The sequence below is a fragment of the Thalassobius sp. Cn5-15 genome (assembly GCF_022347685.1).
Lineage (GTDB): Bacteria > Pseudomonadota > Alphaproteobacteria > Rhodobacterales > Rhodobacteraceae > Thalassobius.
On the sequence record NZ_JAKRGF010000007.1, the window covers coordinates 1 to 17499 of the forward strand.

Genomic DNA, 17499 nt, shown 5'->3' on the forward strand with positions numbered 1-17499 from the left:
CCAGTTCGATCATATCGGCCATCAGCCTATCTTCATCTGCGCGACCTTGAGGAACATGCCTTTGTGTCGAGCGATGTTGTTCCAGTACTCGGCAGGCTCGGCGCTCCGACACTTTGAACTGGCTGCGTACGTGATCAATGCAGGCCCGGCGACGAGCGGGGCTCAGAAGTTTCCCCGAGCCGCTTCCTTCAGGATCAATTTGTCCAACGTCAAATCCGATACAGCTCTTCTGAGCCGCTCATTTTCCTTCTGAAGCCGCTTCAGTTCTTTCAATTGATCTATGCCCATTCCACCGTACTTCTTTCGCCAGCGGTAATAGGTTTGTTCAACAACACCGATCTGTCTGATCGCATCAAGACGAGACATGCCTTGCCCCATCAACACCTCAACTTGCCGTAACTTCGAAACTATCTCTTCCGGCTTCGGTCGCTTGTTTGCCATTCTTGGTCCTCCGTTTCCTAAACATAGGGGCGGACCAGTTCAGTTGGGGAGGCTCAGAAAGCGTTTCGTTTCCAGATCGGTCAGGCCCGCGCGGCGCTGGGCAGCGGCTTCTGCAGCGGCGAACGCTTCTACATGTGCGTCATCTGTGGCAAAGATCTTGCCAACAGGGATGTCCCCGCCGGAAATGTCGGGCGGGTGGGTAGGTGTCGTCGGGGGAGTGTTGGGAATGTTCATATTAAGCTGTGATTTGTCTGCAAAATCACTTGCTAATATGCTCTGAAACGCTTACTTTGTTGGGCAACGCTTCAGGTCTATTAGCTGTATGACCGAGGCAGACAACAGGTGCTGGTAACACGCTGTTGCAGGTTAGGGCGGTCCTTCGGGTCGCCTTTTTCCTTTTAAAATCAACCTTTCTGATCTTGAGTGAGGGGGAGGACGCCCAGCGCATTGCCGGTCGTTTGTTGCCGTCAACGTGGAGTTGCAGGGTGGGCGTCACAAGGGGCAGGTCGCAAAAAAAAAGCTGACACGGCGATCCTGCAGCCACCTTTGGCGCAGCCCACGCCGCGCAGTCAGGCGTCCCTAGGCAGCGTCACCAAGAGCCAAGACAGAAGGGTCAAGCAATCCTGCGTCGATCAGATCTGAGGTTTGGTAGCGCAGCAGTCCCAATACGCGCTTTGGAGCTGGCAAGTCGCCGGATAGAACGCGCCGGTCTAGCGTGGGGAGGCTGATAGAAAGCAGATGTGCTACTTGGCGGCGCGTCAGGTAATGGGGGACGGCAAGGTTAGCCATTCAGAGTCCTTCAAATATGCGACCTTGCCTGTGAGTAGCGACTTACTTTCGGCGCGGGCGTCAATCTGCCCCTTGAAGAGTCTGTTTGGTTAGTGACTTGTGCCCCTGCTACCCAAAGGGCGTCATGAAACTAAGAATGGGGCAGGCGCTTGTATGATGCAACGCCGAAGTCGGGCATCCTCACAAGTCGTCAATTAGTGTGCTGTCGCCAAGCCTTCGCCTAGCTGTCATGCCCGCACCAACTCAACCACATCGGCGCTCTTGCCTGTCACATACCGTGCCCAAGCCTCCGCTACAGGGCGGCGCTGATCGAGCAGGTCGGATCGCGCATATGCACGGGAGACCCTTGAGCCTGTGGCATGTGCGATCATGGTTTCTGCCACCTCATGAGATACTTGCGGCTGCCGTTCCTGAATCCATGTGCGCAAGGATGTGCGGAAACCGTGGACCGTGACGCCAGTATGCCCCAGATCCTTTTGTAGCAGCTTTCGCGCCGTCGCGTCGGACAAGGGCCGTGCGTCGCGTGAGCCTTTTTTGGCAACGGGTGAGGGAAACACCAGCAAGGCGTCCAGCCCTCTAACGCGGTCGAGGATCGCAATAGCTTCGGGCGGCAATGGCACACGGAAGTCTTTGCGGCTCTTCATATGCTCAGAAGGTGCGATCCACAGCGCACCACCTTCGGAATCAAGGTCAATGTCCGCCCAGCGCATATGTCGCACTGGGGTAGATCTTGAGCCGGTCAGGATGGTGAATTCGAGTAGGCGGGCGCTGACTGTCTCAACACCGTGCAATTGCGTCATGAGCGCGGGCACCTCTTGCCAAGGCATCGACTCCAGCGACTGAACTTCCTGCCGGTCTGAGGTCAGGCCGCCTGACGTGGCGTCAACAGGGTTGGCGTCTGAATAGTGGTTATTGGAGATAGCCCAATCAAACACGGTGCGCATATACTCGCGGACCTTGCGCGCCGTCTCCCGCTTGTCGTGCCAGATCGGAGTCAACACCTTCAAGACGTCGCCCGAAGCCAAAGCGTCGATCCTCTCTGCGCCGATCACGGGGAAAGCGTACCTTGTAAGACGCTGCATCCAGACGCGGGCGGTTTTCTCGGACTTCCAGCTTGCCTTGCGCGCCTCATGGCATCGGCGGGCGGCTTCCTCAAACGTCAGGGCTTCTCGTTCCGCGCGGCGCTGGGCGAGCGGATCGCCACCGGTACGTGCGATCTTGCGCAAGGCATGGGCTTGTTCACGCGCTTCTGCCAGCGTCACTAGGCTGGTCGAGCCTAGCCCAATGTTCTTCACCTTTCCGGCGACGCGGGTGCGCAGAACCCAAGTGCGGGAGTTTGGCGGGGCAAAGCGTAGATAGAGGCCGGTGCAAGAATCATCTGAGGTCAGTCCCTCTTTGGTGATCTTCGCGATGTTCTTCTGCGTTAGTCTTGCCATGATCCACCTAGGTTCTGTGTTACGTTTTGTATACACATCGGTAGCAGAAAACGACGCAGCGGAAAAAGGGGGTATGGCGTCAAACCCCTTTTTTTACTGGGGCGTGAGTGCGTCTGATGATGTTTGAAAAGCAATACTGGTGCCCCCACACAATATCAAACTTGTCGTCGCGGTTTGTTTTTTTATTTAATTACAGCTACTTAATGATCAAGTCCGCCGTGAAAGTTGGCGATTGTGTGTGCGATAGTCCTAAGAATGTGTGTGCGCTTTTGAAGCGTTTCCAAAGCAGCGTATCGCTTACATCACCGACGCTTAATCAAGAAGCGAAATGCACACAGTACACCACGGCATTTCTAACACTTTGTCTTGGGGGGCCCATTCGCTGAAACCAAATTGCTTGGCACCCTTAGCGGTCTGCACAAACACGTCCAGCCGCCCTACGGTCAGAGAGAAGAGTTGCATCATCATTTTCCTTATTCGTTAGTGTCTGAACACCGAATAGGAATCTTTGGAATCGCAGTCAATCCATATAAAACAACCACTTAAGGGGCATTCCATTAGGTGGATACAATATCGAAAGAGCATGTGCGTCGTTACTCAGTCATCGGAAAAACCACTGATCTCACCCGCCTCTGAACCGCTCACCCAGTCCCAAGGCAAACACTAGCACCACACCTTAGTTTCTACTGCATCAGCCTAGGTCAACTTCGCAGTAAAATGGATGCCCCCCAAATAGGGGGACACCCGATGTTGTCATCAACGTAGCGGTTAGAAGTGCTGTTCAGGGAAGGTGCCAGATACTGCCGAGATGATATTTCGGACACCAAATAGGTTCTGGAAAATTACCACCTTGGTAGCCGCGACAACCTCTCTGTCTGAGGGGAGGTCCCCATCGACCACAGAACCGATAAGACCCCCGCTAGCGGCAAAGGCACCGTCGAGAAGGTCAACCGTAGGGTTCCCCATAAGCGCACCTACGGGGCCTCCACCTCCTTTCAAGCCCGACGAACGGAAGTCAAACACAGGCTCAAGGCCAACAGCTTCCAGCAAAGCATCTACCCCAACCGGAACCACAGAGGAGAATGCCGAACGCTGGAACGAAGCTTTGGCGATACTGTCCGCCGATAGCCTATCCTCAAGGAACTCTACGCGATCATCTCGACCGAACGAGTTGATATGCGTTTGGCCCACGTAGAACAGCCCGCCAAAGAACATCGAAGTCATGAACGCAGAGAACGCTTCCCAGTCCCTTTGATGGATACCCGAAAGGGTCTGTTTCACATATGCCGCCATCATGAACGAACGGAACTGCCCAATGGTCTTCCCGAGTTCATAGCTCATGAAGTCAGGCATGTTGCCGATGTCGTTCTCTTGGATGGACTTCTTGGCCCAGCGATCAACGCCATTGATGAAGGCGTTCTTGGCGTCCACATCATCCCACTTGTGGATGTTGATGCGGCTCACCTTCTTTCCCAGCATCCCTTTGCTTTGATCGACATACCTTCGCATTTGGTCTTGGATGCGGCTGTGCATCTCATCGCTGACGCCCATCGCACGTAGACGCCGACTGTTGATGTCACGTACACCCGCTGCGTCGTCCATAAAGCGTTGCACCAGAACGCGGGCGTTAAGGCGCTGTAGGACCATGTTAACGTGCCCCATACCGGACCCCACAACGGTGACCCTCTTGCTGCGCTGAAGGAAGTGGTCGAGTTTCTGGCGGCCAGAGGCCACCTCTACGGCCCCTGCTTCATCGAACATAGCGGACATGTTCATGCGTTCCAGATCGGTCCCGAAGCCCCAGATCGCCTCAATCTCGTTAAGGAAATCGTCGGAGAACTCGCCCGTCTTTGCGTCAGCGAAGATACGACGGAGAGCCGGTAGGTTCTGGGACAAGACCCGCAAGCCGCCGTTGGATGCCACGTTGCCCACCTCAGCCAACTGAGCGACACCCAACTGGCCCCCGATACGGGAGAAGTTATAGTCACGCAGCATACGTTGGGCTTCGCGGAACCCCGAAGGTGCCTCGATAGGGATGCCGTTAATCAACTTGTAGGTGTGATCAAGGACACGCATCTCCTTGGCAACCTTGCGGTTGGACATGCCTTTCTCTTGGGCTTCCTTAGCGATGTAGCCTTTGACAGTCTCGAAGGATGGCGCATGGGTCGGAAGGTTCCCCTCAGCGTCCCTTACGCGGAACTCCTTAAGGAACTCCTCCATGTGCCCCGCAGCGGTGACCGAACGGACGTACTGACCGAAGAGTTGTTCCGCGTCATTCTCAAGGAAATCTTCGATGCCAACTTCACGGGGTTCACCTCCATTCAGCGGATACATCTTGGAACGGTGGGTCTCATCCAGATCAAGACGCCACTTGGCCGATGCGATGCGGCCTTTGTCCCCGCTGTCCATGTCAAGGCGCACCTTGTCCACAATACGGGTGACCTCCTCAGCGGACATACCCGCGTCGCCCAACATCAGGCGCAGGGTCTCTACGTCCTGACCGGCCAAGGCACGGTTCAGGTTGAACTCACCGTAGCGGCGCGAACGAATGCTCTTGATGTAGGCTTCAGCCATCTTAAGGCTGTCCTCATAATCAATTTCATCCACCGTTGAGGCCCGCCCTTGGTTGGCATTACGCCACTTCCGGTTTGCCTTACGGATACTGTCAGCCACCAACTTGTTGACGGCACCGCCGCCGAACTCTTCCACGATTTGATCCAAGCGGTCGATGCGATGGCGACGGACCATGTAGTTGTGGTTGGCCTTCACCTGGTCGAAGCCACGGATGCCGTATTGCTTACCAAACTGGAGAAGGTCCGCGAACTCCTTCTTCATCTGGGAGGCCACCGCATTGACGTGAGGGTTCCCGTTAGCATCAATTTCACGGCGCACCGCTTGGGCCACCTGACGGTTGAACTCTGCACGTTCATTGACGCCATGCTGCCAGAACAGCCGCTTGTCTTGGTCCTTGAGCCAACCGCTATATGCCTTGTTGTAGCTGCGATAGAAGCGACCTGCGCGGACACGCTCTTCACGCGCAACACTCTCAGATACAGAGAAGCGGTTAACGCTGCCATCGGCATTGCCCACACCATCCTCTACAAGGCCAGCACCAAGGCGGCGCATGATGCCACTCTCAGAGGACTTAAGGACAGCCGAACGGTCGATACGAAGACCAGCCATAGCGGTGGATGCAGACCCAGAACTGTCACGGGCCACCTGTTCGGCTGCCGATAAGGTTTCCTCTTGGGGAACCCGTGCGGCCCCTACAGAGCCATCAGGGCGGCCCTTAGAGAGTGCCCGTTGGATGTTGTCACCTTCAGCGATCTGCAAGGCAGCGGCCATCGCCTTGTCCTCAGGTGTGCGCCCACGAAGACTGCCTAGGGTGCCCCCTAAGACGAACCCTGCGGCGGCTGAGATGGCCACGTCGTCCCAACTCATCGTTTGGTCCTGCGTTGCAAGGTAACCATCCAGAGCAGCGTTGGTGGCCCCTGCGGCGGTTCCTGCACGCAATGCACGGCCCACGCGGCCTACCTTGGCCCCGTAGATCACAGGGGCAGCCACGCCCTCAGTCACCGCAGACGCGGCGATGGCCACGGGGTCTAGGATTGCAGCGCCAAGGCGAAGCCCGACACCGCCCCAGCCGAGGCTCCCCAGTTCACGGTCAACTCGCTGTTCACCCTGCATCTGCGCTGAAAGTGCCCTTAGGTGCGCCTCTGAGGTCGCCGTATGAAGGCCCGAGTGGTAGGCATCGTCCAAGCCATCGGTGACTTCTTTCCAGAGGTCGTCGGACAGCCGGAACTCAGGGTCAGGCGTGAACTCGGGACGGCCCAGCTGACTGGCGACATTAAGGCCAATCCACTCCTCGTTCGCAGCCATCTTCGTAGCTTCCCAGAAGGTCGGGCGCTCAATCTGCGCCAGTTCTGCCATTTCCCTGTCCTGTGCCTTGGACCGGAAGGCCGCCAAAGGGGTTCCCTCAACGGCCTTGATCGCACGTTCTTCGGAGTTGCCCATCGGGGAGATGTCAGCAAGGGTCGCTTCATATTCACCTTGAGGGCGCACCCCAGAGCCACCTTCAGCGCTACCCTTACGGAACTCGAAAGGTGAGCCTGTACGGGCGGCCTGAAGTGCCTCCATAACGGTGCCTGTGGTGACCGTGGATTTGTTCAGACCGTCGCCGTCATAGTAGCTGCGTCCAGCGCGTTTGCCGGACACCATAGGCAATCCCGCCCATACCTTAGAGAGGTTGTTAGCGAACTGCTTGTCGGTGATCTTTCCGGCAGCCCAATCGTTGTAACCATGGCGGGCCATAAGGTGCGTGCCCATGCGGTCCTGAAGGGCAGCGTCAAAGAGTTCGTCGCCTGTCAGACCCATCGCATCCACCACACCGTTCATGGTGTCAGAGATAATCTGGTAGCCACCCACAGCGACGGACTTAGAGCCAGCTTTGATTGCCTGACGTTGCCACCGTTGGACCTCGTTAACGGTCATTTGAGAGATGGGCTTAGGGGGTGTTAGGGTGGCGTACTTGGAATAGTCGTCATAGCCACGCGATGTCTCAGCACCGCGCACAAGACCCAGAATTGCGTCTGGGGTCGTTACGTTGTTCATTTGTAGATACCTGAATTTGGGGAAGTGGATGCCGAACCAAGGCGTGCGAAAGCGCCACCGGAAGGTTCCGTTGGTTCGGCGTTGTTATTTTCGAGGGGGTGGAAGGCTGTGCGAAGGTTAGCCTTGGTCTGTTCGCGGCTTTCGGAACTGTGGCAGCATCATTGCACCACGGAAGCCGTAGAGAGTGCAGATTGAAAGCACTGAGGCGAGGCCAATGTCACGCCCGACGTTCGCTTTGTGTCGAGCCTTCAGGACGTTGGCTAACGCTAGGAGGTCAGAGCGCACACGAATGACGCGGAACTGTCCAGTGAATGTGGCAAGTTCTTCTTCGGCTGCTTGCCCGCCGCCCAGCGCCGCAACCAATTCGTCGCGCGGAACATCTTTGAGTATCTCTTCGCGCAGTTCCATAGCATTGGCCGCGCGTAAGGCCCTGCGCTGGCCTCTTAAAGGGTCGCGCTCATATTCCTCTGTGGCTGCGTGAGCGTTATTTTGGGGTCCATTTGGCATTCATGTTCCTTTTCCTATGTAAAGTATGTGGCGCTAGATATGCGCTGGCGGCGCAGACCAGTGGCCCGACGCCTCAGTCGATGATGTGGGCTTCTTCGTCTTCGCTGAGCCAATCGGTGACGATTGCTCTCATACGAGCGTCAGGGATGTAGACCGTTACCGGCTTATCCAAGCGCACCTGACTGCGGTAAAGCCATTGCACGAACTCAGTCAGCGCAAACTCTCTGCCCCATTCTCTGGCGTTCTTTCCGAGGAACTTGCAGATAATCGGGTTTGGGTGTTGGTCGAAGAGGTAAACGGCATGACTGCAATGGATGTGGTCATTCACGCCACGGGTCAGGTTGGAAACCCAAGTCCAGCCTCCTTTGACAGCCCACGTCGCCTTGTCGGGGTCAAAGGCCCACTTCCCAAGCAAGCCGGTGTTATGACTGAACGGACCACACTTGGTGCGGCGTCCTTCGCTTGTCCCATCGCGAAACCACATGCCCCCCGCAGAGGTGACCATGACGTTTTCCTTGGATACACCTTTCAGTGGACCGCGTTTCTGCATGTTCATGAGTTTGCTAGCCAACGCCTTATGGGCACTTGCAGATGCCTTCTTGGTCTGCCCTGTGAAGGACAACTTCATCGGCTTGCGCTTGGAAGCATGCTGATTGGTCTTCGTTTCTACCATCGGCAAATCGAAGCTCTCTACCGTGATCAGTTTCTTTTGGCGCTTGAGCCATTCTTGTTCCCCCGACCACTTTTCGACCTCATAGCCGACCCCCAGCTTGTCCAAATAGGCCGCGATAAGGCTGCCCTTGGAGAGGTATGTCAGGATTTTCAGGGACGCCGGTGCCTGCAACAACTCGATAGGGATTGCCATCATCAACAGTTCCCTGTCGTCGGTGACCAACAGCCGTCCCAAAGCAGCAAGCACATATAGCTGGGAATAGGATTTTTGGGTCCCCATCGCGGCACGCTCCATCCAACGGTCGGTAGGTGTGACCAACCCCGTTGTGTCATCCACATGAGCGAGGCCCTGTGTCTCAATTTCCGCTGTGAACTCCTTCTTGGAGATTGGTGGGGCGAGTTCAATTGGAGTGGGGCACTCATCAATAACCATGCGGTGGCGCGAAATTTTCCCCCTTTGTGCCAACTCTCGGAGCTTCACAAAGAGCGCATGCGTGCAGGCGATATTGCGGCCTGCGTCAAGCAAGCGTTCGATGTCAGCAAGTTTGGTGTTGTCTCCGTTGGCTTCTGGTTGAGCGATGTTGGCACTTGGTGCGCCAGAGATGATACGCGCCACCTCTGAGAGCCGAGGTGTAACCACGATAACGGGCAGGTCTTTACGGCCATCCCATAGCGACAACTCCTTGATGAGTTCGGTGGTCTTTCCTGTGCCGCATGGGCGGTCAACGAAGGTGATCTTGTTCATGTGCTAAGCATCCTTGGTTCAGGCACGCCAAATGGAAACGCTCCTTTTCGGGGCGCTGTCGGGTGGTCTGTTGGTGTGATTTTCAGGGGGTGACGGAGAGTGACGGAAAAGCTCCGTCATGAGGTATTTAGGGCATTGTATTTAAATGGAAAAATTCATCGCTCCCTTAAAGAATATTGGTTCTTGCTGACGCTGCACTGTTCACATGAAACCATTGGAAGGTGCCCGTTAAGGTTCCCAATAAGGAGTTGTGTTGGGTTGCCCTAGAAGTGCGCGGAAGACTTCATCACCTCGCACAAGAACAACCATGAGGCTGCACCTACTGGTACGCCAGAGTATCTGGGAACACTTTAAGGCAGGCCAGTAAGGGCACCTTGAGATTGGCTTCGCCTTGGGAGACCCATGAAAGAGGAGTTGGCCTTAAGGTCGTGTGAGGGGGCAACTTAACATGTGCATATCAAGGTGGGTCGCCATGATCGTGGTCACGGACAGTCGAAGACTTCCATAAGGGGCGCCTTAAGGTGGGCTAGGGGTATGACTGCGGGGAACTGGGTCTTCCCGAGGCGGCAAGCGCCGTCGCATGATGTGTTACAGTTTGGGGAAAAGTATAGATTGCGCCCCTTCACTCTGGCGCGTTGATTTCTGACGAAGACGATTGAGGTGGTCGGTTGTTGAACAATCTATAGAGTGGGTTATTCGAGGGGCACCGCCGTTGGGCCTCCCCACCACAGACCAGAGACCGCAAAGGAAGTGCGGCCACGATTACGCCGATCTAGCCTATCTCAATCCCTCAGTTTCGTGGTGTGGTGCAGTTCATGGGGACCAAACGGAGAGCTTCCCCGCCCTTTGTCATTAGGCCTTTGCGCTACTTCGCTGGTGTGGTCGCGCCAGATCAACACACATCGCACACACAAGAAGCACACATTCAGGCCGCCACGGGGCCAACAGACCGCCATTCAACATGAACTGCCTAAACCTTGAGAATGGCGGTGACCGCTGGTGTAAATCGCCCTAGGGGGCCTATGGGGGGAAGCGCGTGCCTCTATATATATCTCTGGCTGTCAGATTTTTGCGGTGAAATAAAAGCGGTATCCAGCAGCAGGAGAGGGTGGTGTTTGATCAAGAAGTAACAGAGGCGCTCCATGCCTCCTGAAATGCTCATTGCGCTCTCAGACTTAAGAGCGTTACCTAGGAAGCGAACATGGCTTGCCCGTATTCCCATGATGAGTTCGGTCCCACTGCGGGCGTAATCTTCTTTCCAGAATGTATTGAGCTTTGTTCCCCGCGCCCGCGCTCTTATTCGGGAGCCTCTGGGCACGTCTACGCGCTTAATTCCCATGTATTGGTAGCAATCGCGAATGGCGAAGTAGGGCATCGCCTCACCCTCAACCCGAACCCAACGCACATATTCACGGGTCTTTGGGTCAGCTACGACACCATATTCTTTGTCTGGCTGTATCATGCTGCTCTTCAGTTTGCTTTGTAGGACTTCAGGACATCGACAAGACGCTTTAAGCGCCCCTCATCGTCCCCGTAGGTTTGCATTAGGGCGTACTGGATGAGGTCCAACGCCGTGGGGTTTTCAAAGACACCGGACATAACAATTTCCACTGCCTGTTTTGCTAGATCGGTGTGGACCACCTTCTGTTTGGCCTCAGCCACGCAAGGCTCTACCTTACCAATCTCTTTCTCGATCTCGTTCAGCTTCCTTTGGGCATTCTCACGTTCCCCTTCAGACGCGCTAGGGTCGTCTCTAAGCGCCCGCAAACGTTCCACCTTACGGAGGTCGTTAAGGGTAGCTGCACGGGTTTGCTGCGGGGGGGGCTTGGGGGTCTTCCCTAGGGTCAGCACGTCGCGGATACTGTCGCAGCGGTCGCAATTACCGGCGTGCTGGTATTTTGCCTTAGCCACCGCAATGCAGTCCTGCGCCGTCTGGCGACCGAAGCTGCATTCAGCTTTGACCCAAGGCATGAACTCCCCATGCTTCAGCCCAGCTTTCACCTTGATCAGTTCTTCACCGATCTCCGCAGCGATTTCCTTAGCGGTGCGCCCTAGGCGCTGCACTTCGCGGTGCTTGGAGTTCACCGGCACGGCAAGCCGCGCAGTCTCCGTAAGAGCCACATTATTGGCATGCAGCGGGAAGGGTTGCTTGGTCTCGGAAACGGCTGTGGCGTGGTTCATGGTTGCCCCTTGTGGTTGTTGTGAAGGGGCACTTAGGGAGGCGCGTGAACGCCTTCAAGTAATTATTTTTAAACGAATTTTCATGAATTTTGGGTTGGTGACATGGAGTGACTTAAAAATACCTTAAGTCATTGAAAACTAACAAATGGAATGGGATTCCTAGTCCCCCGCTAACTGGAATTTTTCTGTGGATAAGTTCGTCCTCATCCATTTCCCCTGTCGCCACCTTCTCTTCATTCTCGACATAGCCGCCGTCCTTGCGGATGGCTGGGAGAACATCGCGGGTCACCCAATCTTGGAACTCTTTGGCTTCCGGTTTGTTGGACCGCATGACCATCCTGTAAAGGCCGCTTTCGGAGACCAGAATTGCGTGCCAACAGGACCCTGAGAAAAAGTCAGGGTGCTCTTTCTTGGTTATGTGGTGTTTCTCGTTGGCAGAGAGGCTTTTCGTCCACTGTGTTGTTCCTGAAATCAGGGTCATGCCAAGGACGCGGCAGATTTCGGGTACGAAGAACCAAGGTTCCCCCTCGCTGTCAAAACAGCGCAGATCGAAGCCGCTAAAGTTGAAGGTGGACACAGCGGTATCGCCCGCTGGGGCGGTGTTAAGGTTTTTCATGATGTTCCTTGAAGTGGTACCTCAGAGGCGCATGCAGCCAGAAACGGCCCCCAATTCTCAGGCTTGTTCACTTTCTTCAGCGTTAGCGTACTCTTCAGCCACTCCGACAAGGTACTTATCGTATGTCTTTTTAAGATACTGCAAAGCTGTTTCCTTATCGACATTAGCCTGTAGCTGTTCTTGCACGAAATGCAGCCGTGCTTTGCAGGATTGAATTACCTCAGCCCAGCTTTTGACCCATACCTGAACATTGCCATCATCCGAGATAAACACACGGCCCGCAGGCGTATCTTTCTGACGGGTCTTCACTTTTGCATAGCCGTCTAGGTCATTCGATATTACCCAAAAATTCCATACGGTGTTAACCGATCTGAAGCGTTCATCATTGGCAATGGCGAAGGCGTATTTTTCAACCTGAGTTATTTCGTCTGAGCCTATCTTACATTTGGGGCGCTTTAATTCGACCACCAGATGTTCACGTTGATCAGCACGGCTCTGTGGCACAGCACGCGACAGCATCAAATCCACAATACCTTTCTTGTGATCAATGCGCTTTACGGGTTCGTCAATTTTGGTATCCGCTCCGATAATTTCCTTGTGCTTTCGGAGTACCTCGGTAAGGGATTGATCATCCACAGTGAGGTTAAATTCTTCGCCAAAAATCCAAGTATTGTCTTCGGCAATAATGCGATGAAGCTGGCTGCGTTCTTTCAGAAGGTTTTTGCTCTCAGCCCCAAATATTAGCGCCTCCAAGCCGTGAACAAACTTCAAGCGATCAGCCACGAGACGCGAGGCCGTAATGACGTTGGCTAAGTCAGCTTCCTTAAGCAGCTTGGACATTTCCTTTTGCGTATTTTGCGGAAGGTCCAAAACCTCAGTCAAGATGTGCTGGAGCTCATCCGGCCCTTTTTCGACAGCCTGTCGCAGCATTCGCATCTGAAATGCGCGACTCTTTGAGCTTTGCTCATTGAAGTCAGGGATAAGCTTGTGAACATTCAACGCAACAATATCGAAAACCTGACGTTCAGCCACCTCTACTGAAGTTTTAGGTTCGATCCGGTAAGGGTACACCTCTTCCTTTTTCCATTGCGCTATCTCGTTTAAGGCGATTTCGGCATCCTTGTTTTCAAAATGCCGCTTAATCACTTCAACAGCCGCATCTTCTGCTTCGGATAGTATAGGGGCAGCCATCTCAGCGATTTCGAGGACACCTCGCTCCTGAAGTGTGTCAATGAAGCTAGACCTCAAATAAGCTGAGAACTTGTGCCCAGACGCATGAAAGCGCGGCTTAACTCGTTGGAAAGGGAACCCGTGTTCCCCGCACAAGAAAAACCAGCGATCTTGCGAAGACTTCCATTCTATCAAATCGAGAGTGACAGGGTGGGACTTCGCATCATCGCCTTCGCCATCAATTATTGGGTCCAGTGTGAAACGGACCTTCTCTGCGATGGCGTTGCTCGGGTCTAGCTTGTTACCCTCAACGTAGATCGAGACTTCTTTGTAGTCTGTCAGATAAAATGCAAAGACTTCCGAAAGCGACTGAACTGAGTGCTCTGGTTGAAGGGAACGGTAACTTTTATCCAATTCAGAGATTACGACTTCTACGCCAGTCCCAAGCGCAGCTTCAACTTCTTCTGGCTCTGTGACTCGAACGTCTACCAAGTCGTCCCGCAAAAGGAAGATTTTGTATCCGAGCAAGTTACCTGTCCCGCTATGGTCACGGTATCTGACAGTCCACACCGCAGACCTTCCCAATGCGAGAGCCTTAAGGCGTCCTTTGCCTTCTTTGCCATGCAAAATGCGTTTCTTGCCTTTGGAGCGGCTACCGTGGTGCTTCCATGAACCACCAATGCTGCCGAAAAGTTGCTCGGTCTCCTCATGTGATATTCCATGTCCATTGTCTCGGATGGTAATAGACTGCATGCCAAAATCGTTGCTCTCAATTTCAACATCCACGCGCATGGCATCGGCATCAACTGAGTTCCAAATGAGTTCGGACAAAGCTTTAATGGCGTCTGCACTCGCTAGCTTCTTCAGGTGGTCTTTTGCCACCTGCATACGAAAATGTTTATCCGACATTAAATTTTACGTCCTCAAATCTCGCTCTTGTATCTGCGCCACTCTAAACATCTGATTGCAAACAGGGCAACCTCCTCAATACCTTAAGTTGAGCCATGAGTAAGTCCCACCGGACTTTTCAAAGAGAAAAGCAGCCGTTATGCCGCAACCACATGTACGGAGCTTAGTCGCCTATCGCAGCGCCTTCTTCAGCCACTTTCGGTCCACCTCAAGTCGATCGTCAGTGCCCCCATAAGTCGCCGCACCGATGCCGCCGATTGAGTGCCCCAAAACGCGGTCAATGACGACTTGTTCAGCGCCAGCTACGCGCAGCTTGGCAGAAATTCTATGCCGTAGACAATAGGGGGTATGGCGGTCGCTGGTCCGGTAGGCCTCAAGGTGCTTCTTCAGGATTCCACTAAGGTTGTCGTGACTGCGGCGGCTCTTTGAATATCGCGGGAAAATCGCTGTGGTCGGCGCGGCGTTCTTACCGGCAAGTTCAACTGCCTCTTTCGCCGCCTCTAGGGCATCACCGACCAAGGGAATGTCGCGGTCCCTTGAGCCTGTCTTCAGGTCGCCACGCAAGTTGTTCGCACGGATGCTGAGGGCTTCGCGCTCTAGGTCAATGTCCTGAAGCTCCAGATACGCCACTTCCTTCGCATGAGCCGAAGTGCCCGCCATAATGCGCCACGTCAAGTGTAGGGCAGGGTTTTTCTTAAGCGTCATTAGTTTTGCGCGGGTGGCGGTGACCACATCGTCGGGCAGGGGCAAACGCTTCTCACTTTTGCGGCCTTCCGACTTCGGCAATTCAAGGTTCGTGAAGGGATTGATGGCTTTCCCGTCAAGGTCATGCTCTCGGATACCAAGGGCGACCATCGCGGACATGATCGAGATTTCACGCCTGATACTGGCCACAGACAGCTTCTTTCCGTTCTTCTTCTTGTAGGTGTTGAGGAGGTAATCCCGCACTTTGCGCCCATGCTCTCGCTTCAGGGAGACCAGAGGCATATCCTTCAGCGGCCCCAGAACATGCTCCATACGGGCTACATGCCGTTCAAGTCGCGTGGTCTTGTCGGGGTCACCTTTAACGCGCTCCTCTGCGTAGATGTTGCGGGCATCCAAAAGGGTGATTGCAGGGGCTTCGGTGTCTGGGGCGAGAACGGCTTTGATGACCATCGGGTCTTCCCCGTTGTCAATCAAGCTATCGGCAACAACAGTTCGCGCATCGTCGCGGTCTAGACCTATGACTCCATCCAGAACCCCCTCAGCCTTCAAGATGGCATCGCGCCAAAGCGTGGCGGGGCTTCTGTTGTCTTCGCCTTTCAGGCGCTTGGTCGTGTCTGCAATCAGCTTATCAAACTCTCGACCAATGGTTTCCCATTCCGCGATCATCCGTGCGCCTGATTTGTTACGGAGGTGGACTTGAAACCACTCTTTGCCCAGCGCCTCTTGGCAAAGAATCGGGATTCGGCGGCGATAACGTGGGGTGGATTTATCCTTACCCACCATGTCAATGTATTTGAGTTTCATGAGTAGAGCCATAAGGATGTGTCTCCGATGTGTGCCGCATTGTGTGTGCGACGACAAGTCGAAGTGCCTGATTTTGCTGAAAAATATAGATATTTCGCAAAATACTGGTGCCCCCACACGGACTCGAACCGCGGACCTACTGATTACAAATCAGTTGCTCTACCAGCTGAGCTATAGGGGCACGGCCAGCTAGGCTGGCTTGCACCTCGAATTAACGGACCGGGCGGGGGGGTGCAAGGGGGCAAATGTCGGTCTGGGCAGGAAAAATGACAGATTGCGTGCCGCAGGTTAAAAATGCTTGCTTTGCACATTCTGAAGGTGTCGTGAGTGTTAAATTGGAGCGGGCGAGGCGATTCGAACGCCCGACCCTAACCTTGGCAAGGTTATGCTCTACCCCTGAGCTACGCCCGCTCCGTTGTGAACACTGACGCAGTTCTGACGCCTCCGATAGGAGGAAGTTGGAGCGGGCGAGGCGATTCGAACGCCCGACCCTAACCTTGGCAAGGTTATGCTCTACCCCTGAGCTACGCCCGCTTCCTTTTGATGGTTGGGTGACCACCGTGGGTATACCTAATTGGAGCGGGCGAGGCGATTCGAACGCCCGACCCTAACCTTGGCAAGGTTATGCTCTACCCCTGAGCTACGCCCGCTTCCTTAGGTGAGGCGTGGAATACAAACACTGGCCGAGGGCCGCAAGTGGAAAATGTGTCGCTTGGGTAAAAAAATGCCCTGAGGGAAAAAGAGAAGTGCTGAAACACAAACAGGCCCGACGGGGGGCCTGTTGCGATAATGCGGGCGGACTGGTCAGATCAGCGCATGTGCAATAAGGCCTACGCTGGACAGGATCAGCATGACCAGGGTCAGGATCATACCGGCCTGACGCATCGGGATGATCTGAGGGGTGCGACCGAAACCTATGGCGTGCAGAACGCGGCCCAGGACAAACGCAATACCCAGCAAATGCACCGCCCACAGAGGCGCACCCTGCAGTTCGATCAACAGCAGCAGGATCAGTGCCAGCGGCGTATATTCGCCGCAGTTGCCGTGCACGCGAATGGCCTTTTGCAGCGCGTCGGTGTTGCCTTGGCCCTGCGTCTTCATCAGTTGCCTCCGGTGTTTGATTACATAGACACTGAGGTAGAGATACAGCAGCGCCGACAGGCCGGCGTAGAGTGGTGTGGCGCTGAGGCTGTGGAGGTCAGGTGTCATTCGCGTGCTCCCTTGAATTCGATCATGTAAAGGTGCCCTTGCAGGGCCGATGTGACCAGATTGAAATCGCACCGCTGACGCAGCGGCGCGGCTGAATTTATCGTGGGATCATGGAAGTGTCGGGGTCTGCGACAGCAGCTGGCGCAGCTGTGCGGCCTGTGCTTCTTCCAGATGGGGCAGCATCGCCCGGGTGGTGTAATTGCCGTAAAGCGTGCGGCCATCGTAGTAGGACCAATCCTGCACCTCTGCACGCGCGAATGTGGCTGCGCTGCCGAGGCTGGCACCGGCGATGGCGTTCGGCGCATTGGCAAAGCGGCCCTGCATCTGGCCGTCCGGCAGATCGCTGAGGCTGTCGATCCAGATCACTTCGGTGTTGATGTCGGGGTGGTCGATGGGAAAGCCTACCTTTAGCGACAGCTCCGCAGGGTAGCTGCCATCAGGTTGGCGCAGATGATCCAGCGTTGCGCCCAGACTGGCACGGGCCTCTGCGGTGGCGCGGTTCATTGCGCTGTCATCTGTGGCGAATTTCACCACGTCGTCGCCTGCGATGGACGGCGTTGCCGCCAAAGTGGCGAGGGGCAGGGCAAATGTCAGCGCCAGAGAAAGGACGCGGGCGGATCGCAAAATCATCTGAAAACTCCAAAGAAAAATCGCGGGCACAGTGGCCCGCGATTTCCTTGGTGTCAACGCACGCGATGGGCGCG

12 protein-coding genes, 4 tRNA genes and 1 pseudogene are annotated in these 17499 nt (G+C 54.9%); all 17 read right to left on the bottom strand.

What is annotated here, in order from left to right; genetic code table 11:
* Window positions 1–441 (bottom strand): annotated as a pseudogene (locus MHM86_RS14195) (transposase); the annotation flags it as partial.
* Window positions 442–480: 39 nt separating this feature from the next.
* Window positions 481–675, bottom strand: a complete 195-nt coding sequence (locus tag MHM86_RS14200) for a hypothetical protein (protein ID WP_239200713.1) — start codon at window positions 673–675, stop codon at window positions 481–483.
* A gap of 782 nt (window positions 676–1457) precedes the next feature.
* Window positions 1458–2666: a site-specific integrase gene (locus MHM86_RS14205; protein ID WP_239200715.1), complete on the bottom strand. Its 1209-nt coding sequence runs from the start codon at window positions 2664–2666 to the stop codon at window positions 1458–1460.
* A gap of 312 nt (window positions 2667–2978) precedes the next feature.
* On the bottom strand, window positions 2979–3128 hold the full coding sequence (locus MHM86_RS14210) for a hypothetical protein (protein WP_239200717.1): 150 nt from the start codon (window positions 3126–3128) through the stop codon (window positions 2979–2981).
* Between the two features lie 306 nt (window positions 3129–3434).
* Entirely contained in the window at window positions 3435–7277 is a 3843-nt protein-coding gene (locus MHM86_RS14215) for a hypothetical protein (RefSeq protein WP_239200719.1), read from the bottom strand.
* A gap of 117 nt (window positions 7278–7394) precedes the next feature.
* Window positions 7395–7784, bottom strand: a complete 390-nt coding sequence (locus tag MHM86_RS14220; protein WP_239200721.1) for a hypothetical protein — start codon at window positions 7782–7784, stop codon at window positions 7395–7397.
* Between the two features lie 73 nt (window positions 7785–7857).
* Window positions 7858–9201 (bottom strand): hypothetical protein, encoded by a 1344-nt coding sequence (locus tag MHM86_RS14225; RefSeq protein WP_239200723.1) that lies wholly within the window; start codon window positions 9199–9201, stop codon window positions 7858–7860.
* A 1470-nt stretch (window positions 9202–10671) separates the two neighbouring features.
* Window positions 10672–11382, bottom strand: coding sequence for a DUF3102 domain-containing protein (locus MHM86_RS14230; RefSeq protein ID WP_239200725.1), 711 nt, complete (start codon window positions 11380–11382; stop codon window positions 10672–10674).
* A 112-nt stretch (window positions 11383–11494) separates the two neighbouring features.
* Window positions 11495–11998, bottom strand: a complete 504-nt coding sequence (locus MHM86_RS14235; RefSeq protein ID WP_239200727.1) for a BRO family protein — start codon at window positions 11996–11998, stop codon at window positions 11495–11497.
* Window positions 11999–12055: 57 nt separating this feature from the next.
* A complete protein-coding gene (locus MHM86_RS14240) occupies window positions 12056–14077 on the bottom strand; it encodes an ATP-binding protein (RefSeq protein WP_239200729.1) in 2022 nt (673 codons plus the stop codon).
* Between the two features lie 171 nt (window positions 14078–14248).
* The gene (gene xerC / locus MHM86_RS14245) at window positions 14249–15586 is read right to left on the bottom strand and encodes a tyrosine recombinase XerC (protein ID WP_239200731.1); all 1338 of its coding nucleotides are present in this window, start codon (window positions 15584–15586) and stop codon (window positions 14249–14251) included.
* A gap of 105 nt (window positions 15587–15691) precedes the next feature.
* Window positions 15692–15767 (bottom strand) — tRNA-Thr (locus tag MHM86_RS14250).
* Between the two features lie 155 nt (window positions 15768–15922).
* Window positions 15923–15997 (bottom strand) — tRNA-Gly (locus MHM86_RS14255).
* Between the two features lie 48 nt (window positions 15998–16045).
* Window positions 16046–16120, bottom strand: a tRNA-Gly gene (locus MHM86_RS14260).
* A 41-nt stretch (window positions 16121–16161) separates the two neighbouring features.
* Window positions 16162–16236 (bottom strand) — tRNA-Gly (locus MHM86_RS14265).
* A 154-nt stretch (window positions 16237–16390) separates the two neighbouring features.
* On the bottom strand, window positions 16391–16795 hold the full coding sequence (locus MHM86_RS14270; RefSeq protein ID WP_239200733.1) for an MAPEG family protein: 405 nt from the start codon (window positions 16793–16795) through the stop codon (window positions 16391–16393).
* A 108-nt stretch (window positions 16796–16903) separates the two neighbouring features.
* Entirely contained in the window at window positions 16904–17425 is a 522-nt protein-coding gene (locus MHM86_RS14275; protein WP_239200735.1) for a DUF2314 domain-containing protein, read from the bottom strand.
* Window positions 17426–17499 lie beyond the last annotated feature (74 nt).

Coding starts and splice junctions, on each gene's coding strand:
- MHM86_RS14200 (WP_239200713.1), bottom strand. CDS start 675: ATGAACATTCCCAACACTCCCCCGACGACACCTACCCACCCGCCCGAC.
- MHM86_RS14205 (WP_239200715.1), bottom strand. CDS start 2,666: ATGGCAAGACTAACGCAGAAGAACATCGCGAAGATCACCAAAGAGGGA.
- MHM86_RS14210 (WP_239200717.1), bottom strand. CDS start 3,128: ATGCAACTCTTCTCTCTGACCGTAGGGCGGCTGGACGTGTTTGTGCAG.
- MHM86_RS14215 (WP_239200719.1), bottom strand. CDS start 7,277: ATGAACAACGTAACGACCCCAGACGCAATTCTGGGTCTTGTGCGCGGT.
- MHM86_RS14220 (WP_239200721.1), bottom strand. CDS start 7,784: ATGCCAAATGGACCCCAAAATAACGCTCACGCAGCCACAGAGGAATAT.
- MHM86_RS14225 (WP_239200723.1), bottom strand. CDS start 9,201: ATGAACAAGATCACCTTCGTTGACCGCCCATGCGGCACAGGAAAGACC.
- MHM86_RS14230 (WP_239200725.1), bottom strand. CDS start 11,382: ATGAACCACGCCACAGCCGTTTCCGAGACCAAGCAACCCTTCCCGCTG.
- MHM86_RS14235 (WP_239200727.1), bottom strand. CDS start 11,998: ATGAAAAACCTTAACACCGCCCCAGCGGGCGATACCGCTGTGTCCACC.
- MHM86_RS14240 (WP_239200729.1), bottom strand. CDS start 14,077: ATGTCGGATAAACATTTTCGTATGCAGGTGGCAAAAGACCACCTGAAG.
- xerC (WP_239200731.1), bottom strand. CDS start 15,586: ATGAAACTCAAATACATTGACATGGTGGGTAAGGATAAATCCACCCCA.
- MHM86_RS14270 (WP_239200733.1), bottom strand. CDS start 16,795: ATGACACCTGACCTCCACAGCCTCAGCGCCACACCACTCTACGCCGGC.
- MHM86_RS14275 (WP_239200735.1), bottom strand. CDS start 17,425: ATGATTTTGCGATCCGCCCGCGTCCTTTCTCTGGCGCTGACATTTGCC.